The organism is Paraburkholderia sp. (assembly GCF_049581445.1).
Classification (GTDB): domain Bacteria; phylum Pseudomonadota; class Gammaproteobacteria; order Burkholderiales; family Burkholderiaceae; genus Paraburkholderia.
Genome location: NZ_JBAURZ010000055.1, coordinates 1 through 7,174, shown reverse-complemented (window position 1 = coordinate 7,174; position 7,174 = coordinate 1). Strand labels below are relative to the sequence as shown.

The window sequence follows — 7,174 nt, the reverse complement described above, 5'->3', positions numbered from 1 at the left end:
TGCACGTAAACCGGCGGCGCATTCTTGACGATGCGGACCTTGCCTTCGCCCTCAGTCACTTCCAGTTCGGAAATACCGGACTCGGAGACGAGGTCGATCAGAGTCTTCAGTTTACGTAGATCCATTGGGCATCCCCTTTTAATGCGTGAAGTGCCGGCGGCTGTGCCTGCCGGCGCAATACAGGTTTGTTGGAATCAGCCGCGCGACGAGCCGGCGGCGAGCCGGTCGAGCGCGAATTCGAGCGCGTAAAGATATCCCTTCCAGCCAAGGCCGCAGATAACGCCCTCTGCCTGGTCGGAAAAATACGAGTGATGCCGGAACGTTTCGCGACGATGCACATTCGACAGATGAATCTCGACGAACGGGATGCCGACGCCCGCCAGTGCGTCCCGAATGGCCACGCTGGTGTGCGTGTAGGCAGCGGGATTGATCAGAATGAAATCGGTTTTTTCGATCCGTGCGGATTGGATGCGATCCACCAGAGCGCCTTCGTGATTGCTCTGGAACGAGGCCAGTTCGACACCAGCGTCCGCTGCGCGGTCGGCCAGTGCCTGATCGATCTGCGGCAACGTCACATGACCGTAGACCTCAGGTTCCCGGGTGCCGAGAAGGTTGAGGTTAGGTCCGTGCAGTACCAGCAGTCGCGTCATGGTTGCTTCTATTTCCGTGGAATTGGGCGCACTTTAGCGCTGATTAGAGAAACTTGTCTAGTTTCACGCGCGTAAGGATTGATTTCGGCGGCTTCCAATATATGCTCAAGCGTTGCATCTTCCGGCAATTTTACGCAATTTGCATGGATTCTTGCCGGTTTTGACGGCATCTCATGCTCAAAACAATGTGAAACTCAAAGCGCGTCGAGTGTCTGCTTCAGCTCGGCTGGCTGGATTTGACCTAATTTTGTCGACCGAACGTTGCCTTTAGCGTCAATCACGACAGTAAACGGCAGGCCGCCCGCATTATTGCCGAAGGCGCGGGCGAGGTCCGCGCCGCCAAAGCCAATTACAAACACGGGGTAGTTAATCTGCACCTTTTGCAGGAAGGCCTGCACGTTTTTGTCGGAATCAACACCTAGTCCGACAAACTCGATGCCCTTGTGTGCGTACTGACGCTGCAACTGCGACAGCGCCGGCATTTCTTCGACGCAAGGCCCGCACCACGACGCCCAGAAATTGATCACGACCGGATGGCCCTTGAACAGGTTCAGCGATTGCGGTTTGCCGTTGGGATCGGTGACGGGGGCGGCCCACAACTGTGCGACGGCATTTTGCGGGGCAGGCTGGGCGGCGTGGGCGACTTCGCCTCCGTCGTTGGTGAGCAGGCTGTGACTCGCAAATGCGCCGATACCTGCCGCGACAATCGCCACCGCTGCACCTGCCAGAATTCGCTTGGTCTTCATACTTGCCCGGTCAATTCGATCAATTATTGGGAGAGGACGCGCGGCTTTCGTCGAGCAGCGCCTGCACCGTCTGAACGCTCGCGCGTGCGAGCCGGCCGCGGGCGTCGGCGCGTACGGCACCGCGCAGATCATCCGTGCCATAGAGCGCGACATGCACACCAACCGGGCCGGCGTCACGGCCTTCGCGCTCGGGGCGCCATAGGAAGCTCAAGGTTTCCACGTAGCCACGGCCGGCAAAATGGCGAGTCTCCGACACGTCGTACTGGATATTCGCGTTCAGGAAGTAGATGGCGACTTCCTTGGGGTTGTCGCAGAACGCCTGCAGATAGACATCCGAATGTTCACCGGCCGTACCGCTTAGCACGGCGCCAGTCAGATATGGGTTGAACGGCGCGAGCCGTTGCATCCAGTCAAGCGCGACACTTCGTAGCCGGCGCAGGACGATCGGCTGGCTGTCGCCCTGGAAGAGTGACTGGTATTCGCGGATTTCTTCCTCGATCTGGTCGTTATCCGGCAGCCATTCGCCGGAGACATGCGTCTCGCCGACGACCTGACGCGCAGCTTTGCGCTTGGCCGTCGAGTAATCGAGACCGTCTTCGGCGATCATCCGCGCAGCGGCGATGGCGATTTCCTCGCGCACCCGCTGCGGATCGAAATGTGATTTGCGAACCATCCCACAATCATACTAGAGAATGAACTCCGCCCTTTTGGGGCTTACGGGTGCGCGGCTAAAGGGGGTTTGACCTTACGGCCATCCAGACCTGCAGCCTTCCAATGCACGGCGACGAGGCTGGCTCCGGGGGCGGCCCGGACAGCAGCAGCGCCTCGCGCGGGCGTAGGGCGATCGAGGGGCGTCGGTTACAATAACGTCCTTTGCGGATCGACCTTCGCGGCCCTTCCTGCTTACCCTTCCCACGCAAAAAATACGCCCGCGCGGCACGACAGGCTTATGCACATCCACATCCTCGGCATCTGCGGTACGTTCATGGGCGGTCTTGCGGTGCTCGCGCGCGGCGCCGGACATACCGTGACCGGCTGCGACGCCGGCGTCTACCCGCCGATGAGCACACAACTCGAGGCGCAAGGCATTCGGCTGATTGAGGGTTACGGCGCGGAGCAGATCGATCTGAACCCGGATCTGTTTGTGATCGGTAACGTGGTGACGCGCGGCAATCCGCTGATGGAAGCGATTCTCGACCGTGGCCTGCCGTACCTGTCCGGCCCGCAATGGCTGGGCGAGCATGTGCTGAACGGCAAATGGGTGCTGGCGGTCGCCGGCACGCACGGCAAGACGACCACGAGTTCGATGCTCACGTGGCTGCTCGAAGATGCGGGCATGAATCCGGGCTTCCTGATTGGCGGCGTGCCGCTGAACTTTGGCGTTTCGGCGCGGCTCACCGATTCGAGCTTCTTCGTGATCGAAGCCGATGAATACGATACGGCCTTCTTCGACAAGCGCTCGAAGTTCGTCCATTACCGCCCGCGCACGGCAATCCTGAACAACCTCGAATTCGATCACGCTGACATTTTCCCCGATCTCGCCGCTATCGAGACTCAGTTCCATCATCTGATCCGCACCGTGCCGGGCATTGGGCGGATTGTCAGCAATGGCCGCGAGGATGCCCTCGAACGTGTGTTGACGCGCGGCTGCTGGAGCGAAGTGGAGCGCTTTGGCGTGCAGGGCGGCTGGGAAGCGCTGCCGGCTGAAGACGGTGTGCCGGTGGATGAACGTTTTGCCGTTTATCACAATGGCGAGCGGGTGGGCGTAGTCGAATGGCAGGTGCAGGGTGAACACAACCGCATGAACGCGATTGCCGCGATCGCTGCGGCGCGCAGCGTTGGCGTGCCGCCTGCGCAAGCCGCGCAGTCGCTGGCGAGCTTTCGCAACGTGAAGCGCCGCATGGAAGTGCGGGGCAGTGTCGACGGCGTGACCGTCTATGACGACTTCGCCCACCATCCCACCGCCATCGAAACCACGGTGGCGGGCTTGCGTACGCGAGTGGGCAGTGAAAACACGCGGATCCTCGCCGTGCTGGAGCCGCGCTCCAACACCATGAAGCTGGGCGTGATGAAAGCGCAACTGCCAGCGAGCCTCGCCGACGCGGACCTTGTGTTCGGCTATGGCGCGCCCACCGGTCGCGACGCGCTGGGCTGGAATCTGGGCGAAGCGCTGGCGCCGCTCGGCGACAAGGCGCAGGCCTTCGATAATCTCGACGCGCTCGTCAAGGCGGTCGCGGCGGCGGCGCGGCCCGGCGATCAGGTGCTGGTGATGAGCAATGGCGGCTTTGGTGGTGTCCATCAAAAGCTCCTCGATGCGCTTTCCGTGCGGCCGGCTCAGGCGCGGCCGGCTCGCGCTCAGGCGCAGGCGGCTGAAGCGCAATCGAACTCACCCAGGCAGGGCGCGGCGTGATTCTCTACCTGCACGGCTTCCGCTCCTCGCCGAACTCGTTCAAGGCCCGCGTGATGGCCACGCGTCTCGCTGAGCTGGGCCGCAACGAGGAATGGTGTTGTCCGATGCTGCCGGTTTCGCCGTTCGAAACGATCGGGCTGGTTGAAACGCTGGTTGCAGCGGCCGAGCCTGCACGGGTCACCGTCGTGGGCAGTTCGCTCGGCGGCTACTTCGCCACGCACCTGGCTGAAAAGCATGGCTGGCCGGCCGTCCTGCTGAATCCGGCAGTCGTGCCGCAGCGTGACCTGAGCCAGTACCTGGGCGAGCAGCCTTTGTGGCACGGCGGTGGCAGCATCGTCGTCGAGCCGCATCATCTGGATGAACTGCGTGCATTGAGCGTTGGCGCCATCACGCGGCCCGAACGCTATTATTTGATTGCCGCCACCGGCGACGAAGTACTCGATTACCGCGAGATGCTCGCGCACTACCCCGGCGCGCGCACTACCTTGATTGAAGGCAGCGACCACGCTATCAGCGAGTTCGAAGAGTACGTCGACGACGTGCTGGCCTTTTGCAATGCCGAGAATGTAGAACCGCCGGCGCCCCGCGCGGCGGCCTGATTCATGCCGTCAGCGCACAGGATATGAGCGCGGCGGACCCACCACCACGAACACGTTGCCGTTGCGCGGCCAGAGTCAATCCGCGAGGCGCTACGGCAGATGCAAGTCAGAACGAGAGTATTGAGTGAACGTTTTCTTTGAGGAATCGGGCAGTTTCAAGGCAGGCAGCGTGCTGTCGCGCCAGGGCGATGCGTTCCAGGTCGAGTTGCCGGGCGGCCGACGCACGAAAGTGCGCGCCAAGGACGTGCTGATCGAATTCGAAAAACCGAGCGCCGGCGATCTGATCCAGCAAGCCGACGCCGCGGCCCAGGAAATCGATCTGGATTTCCTGTGGGAATGTGCGCCTGAAGACGAGTTTCCGTTTGCGACGCTGGGCGCCGATTACTTTGGCGCGTCCTTTGGTCCGGTCGAACGGGCGGCGCTGGTGCTGCGCATGCACGCGGCGCCGGTGTACTTTCGCCGCAAAGGCCGCGGCCAGTACCAACGCGCGCCGCAAGAGCAACTGCAGATGGCGTTGGCTTCGCTTGAACGCAAGCGTCAGCAAGGGTTGGTGCAAGCCGGGTATGAGGAAGAACTGAAGGCGGGCCGTCTGCCGGAGGCGCTTGCCGGTAAGGCGCTCGGTCTGTTGACCAGGCCTGACAAGAACACGATTGAATACAAGGCGCTGGAAGCCGCAGCAGCGGCGCGCGGCATCTCGCAGGCGCGTCTGATGCTCGAGTGCGGCGGCATTCCGTCGGCGCGTGCGCTGCACGAAGCGAAGTTCCTGTCGGAGTTTTTCCCGCATGGCACCGGTTTTGCCGCCGTGACGGCGGGCGCGTTGCCTGAGGATCTGCCGGAAGCGGACGTGCAGGCGTTCTCGATCGACGACGTGACCACCACGGAAATCGACGATGCATTTTCCGTCGAGCATCTTTCCGACGGCCGGGTGCGGATCGGCGTGCATATCGCCGCGCCGGCGCTGGGGATTCAGCGTGGCGACGAGGTTGATGCCATTGCTCGCAACCGTCTGTCGACCGTCTATATGCCCGGCGACAAGATCACGATGCTGCCCGATAGCGTCGTCGAAGCCTTCACGCTCGCCGAGGGTGGCCTGCGACCGGCACTGTCGTTGTATGTGATCGTCAATCGCGAAACGCAGGAGATCGTCGCGACCGAGACGCGTGCGGAGCGGGTGTTCGTGAAGAACAATCTGCGCCACAACACGCTGGACGAGCTGGTCACGGAAGAAGCACTCGCCGAGGGCACGGGTGACTATCCGCACAAGGAAGACATCGCGGTGCTTTGGCCGTTTGCGCTCGCGCTGTTTGAAAAGCGTCAGCAGGCCCGGGCGGGTTACGGGCTGCGGCGTGAAGTGCAGCGCAATACCGACTTCAACTTTTACGTCGACGGCGAGCACATCACCATTACGCCACGCCGCCGTGGCTCGCCGCTCGATACGATCGTCGCCGAACTGGCGATTCACGCCAACTCGTCGTGGGGTGCGTTTTTGCACGATCACGGCGTGCCGGGGATCTACCGGACACAACGCGCGTTCGGCGCGCCGTCCGGTCCGAAGCGCACGCGCATGCAGACCAACGCGGCGCCGCACGAAGGGCTCGGCGTGACACAGTATGCGTGGAGCACGTCGCCGCTGCGCCGCTACGTTGACCTCGTCAATCAATGGCAATTGCTGGCTTGCGTGCAGCACGGCGTCACCGCCAAGCTGGCCGCGCCGTTCAAGCCGAAAGATGCCGATCTGTTCGCCGTCGTGCAGGGCTTCGACGACACATATTCGGCTTATGCCGATCACCAGCGCCGCATGGAATATTTCTGGTGTCTGCGCTGGCTGAAGCAGGAAAACAAGAAGCAGGTTGTGGCGACGGTGGTGAAGGACGATCTGGTGCGGCTTGAAGAGATTCCGTTGCTGTTGCATGTGCCGGCGCTGGGCGTGCACGCGCGCGGGACGCGTCTGCTGATGGACGTGATGTCGATTGATGAACTGACTGTGGAAGCGTCCGTGCGGATGGTGAAGGTGCTCGACGCACCGACAGTCACGAGTGGCACGGAAGCCGAAGAAGCCGACGAGGGCGAAGAGGGCGAAGAGGAACTGCTCGATGCCGCGGATGACTCTGCGCAGAGCGAAGCGGAGGCCGAAGCAGAAGCCGAAGCCGAGGCGGAAGCCAGTAGCGAGGGCGAGGCAGAGGAAAACGGCAACGGCGCGAAAGGCGAAAACGGCGAAGAAGCACCGTCGGGTCAGCACGTCGCGGAGCCGGGGCAATGAGCCAGACCTTACCGCCGACGACTTCGCAGCCGAGTGCGCCGTCCGCCGAGTCGGCAACCGGCCGGACGAGGGACCATGCGTCCCCGGTCACCGGCCCGCGCGACCGTTATGCGGTAATCGGCAATCCGATCGGGCACAGCAAGTCACCGTTCATTCACGCACGCTTTGCCGAACAGACAGGCGAGCCGATCGAATACACCCATCTGCTGGCGCCAATCGATGCCTTTGCGCCCCACGTTCGCGCGTTTATCGAAGCCGGTGGTCGTGGTCTGAACGTCACCGTGCCGTTCAAGCTGGAGGCTCACTCGCTGGCCACGAAGCTGTCGCCGCGTGCGGCTGCGGCGGGGGCGGTGAACACCTTGCGCTTCGAGGCGGGCGATATTCATGGCGACAACACGGACGGCCTTGGCCTCGTGCGGGACATTGAAGTGAATCTGGCGACCCCGCTCAAGGACGCGCGCATTCTGCTGCTGGGCGCGGGTGGCGCCGCGCGCGGCGTGGTGCTGCCG

At 62.6% G+C, this 7,174-nt stretch carries 7 protein-coding genes and 1 pseudogene; 4 read left to right on the top strand and 4 right to left on the bottom strand.

Annotated features, from left to right (window positions below; translation table 11 throughout):
• From WCA85_RS03945 to WCA85_RS03930, 4 genes and pseudogenes are all read right to left on the bottom strand, one after another.
• Positions 1 to 125, bottom strand: a pseudogene (locus WCA85_RS03945) (acetyl-CoA carboxylase biotin carboxyl carrier protein); the annotation flags it as partial.
• Positions 126 to 194: 69 nt separating this feature from the next.
• A complete protein-coding gene (aroQ, locus tag WCA85_RS03940; RefSeq protein ID WP_424061869.1) occupies positions 195 to 650 on the bottom strand; it encodes a type II 3-dehydroquinate dehydratase in 456 nt (151 codons plus the stop codon).
• Positions 651 to 844: 194 nt separating this feature from the next.
• Positions 845 to 1,396, bottom strand: a complete 552-nt coding sequence (locus WCA85_RS03935) for a TlpA family protein disulfide reductase (protein WP_424061868.1) — start codon at positions 1,394 to 1,396, stop codon at positions 845 to 847.
• 19 nt (positions 1,397 to 1,415) lie between these two features.
• The gene (locus WCA85_RS03930) at positions 1,416 to 2,069 is read right to left on the bottom strand and encodes a UDP-N-acetylmuramate--alanine ligase (RefSeq protein ID WP_424061867.1); all 654 of its coding nucleotides are present in this window, start codon (positions 2,067 to 2,069) and stop codon (positions 1,416 to 1,418) included.
• Positions 2,070 to 2,345: 276 nt separating this feature from the next.
• On the opposite strand from WCA85_RS03930, the gene mpl reads away from it, so the two are divergent.
• From mpl to WCA85_RS03910, 4 genes are all read left to right on the top strand, one after another.
• Entirely contained in the window at positions 2,346 to 3,806 is a 1,461-nt protein-coding gene (gene mpl, locus WCA85_RS03925; RefSeq protein WP_424061866.1) for a UDP-N-acetylmuramate:L-alanyl-gamma-D-glutamyl-meso-diaminopimelate ligase, read from the top strand.
• The gene (locus WCA85_RS03920; RefSeq protein ID WP_424061865.1) at positions 3,803 to 4,405 is read left to right on the top strand and encodes a YqiA/YcfP family alpha/beta fold hydrolase; all 603 of its coding nucleotides are present in this window, start codon (positions 3,803 to 3,805) and stop codon (positions 4,403 to 4,405) included. The genes mpl and WCA85_RS03920 overlap by 4 nt, the downstream gene beginning before the upstream one ends.
• Positions 4,406 to 4,529: 124 nt before the next feature.
• Complete coding sequence (locus tag WCA85_RS03915; protein ID WP_424061864.1) at positions 4,530 to 6,665, top strand: ribonuclease catalytic domain-containing protein; 2,136 nt, start codon at positions 4,530 to 4,532, stop codon at positions 6,663 to 6,665.
• Positions 6,662 to 7,174: shikimate dehydrogenase (locus WCA85_RS03910; RefSeq protein WP_424061863.1), on the top strand; the 513-nt coding region annotated here is incomplete at its 3' end. The genes WCA85_RS03915 and WCA85_RS03910, both read left to right, overlap by 4 nt.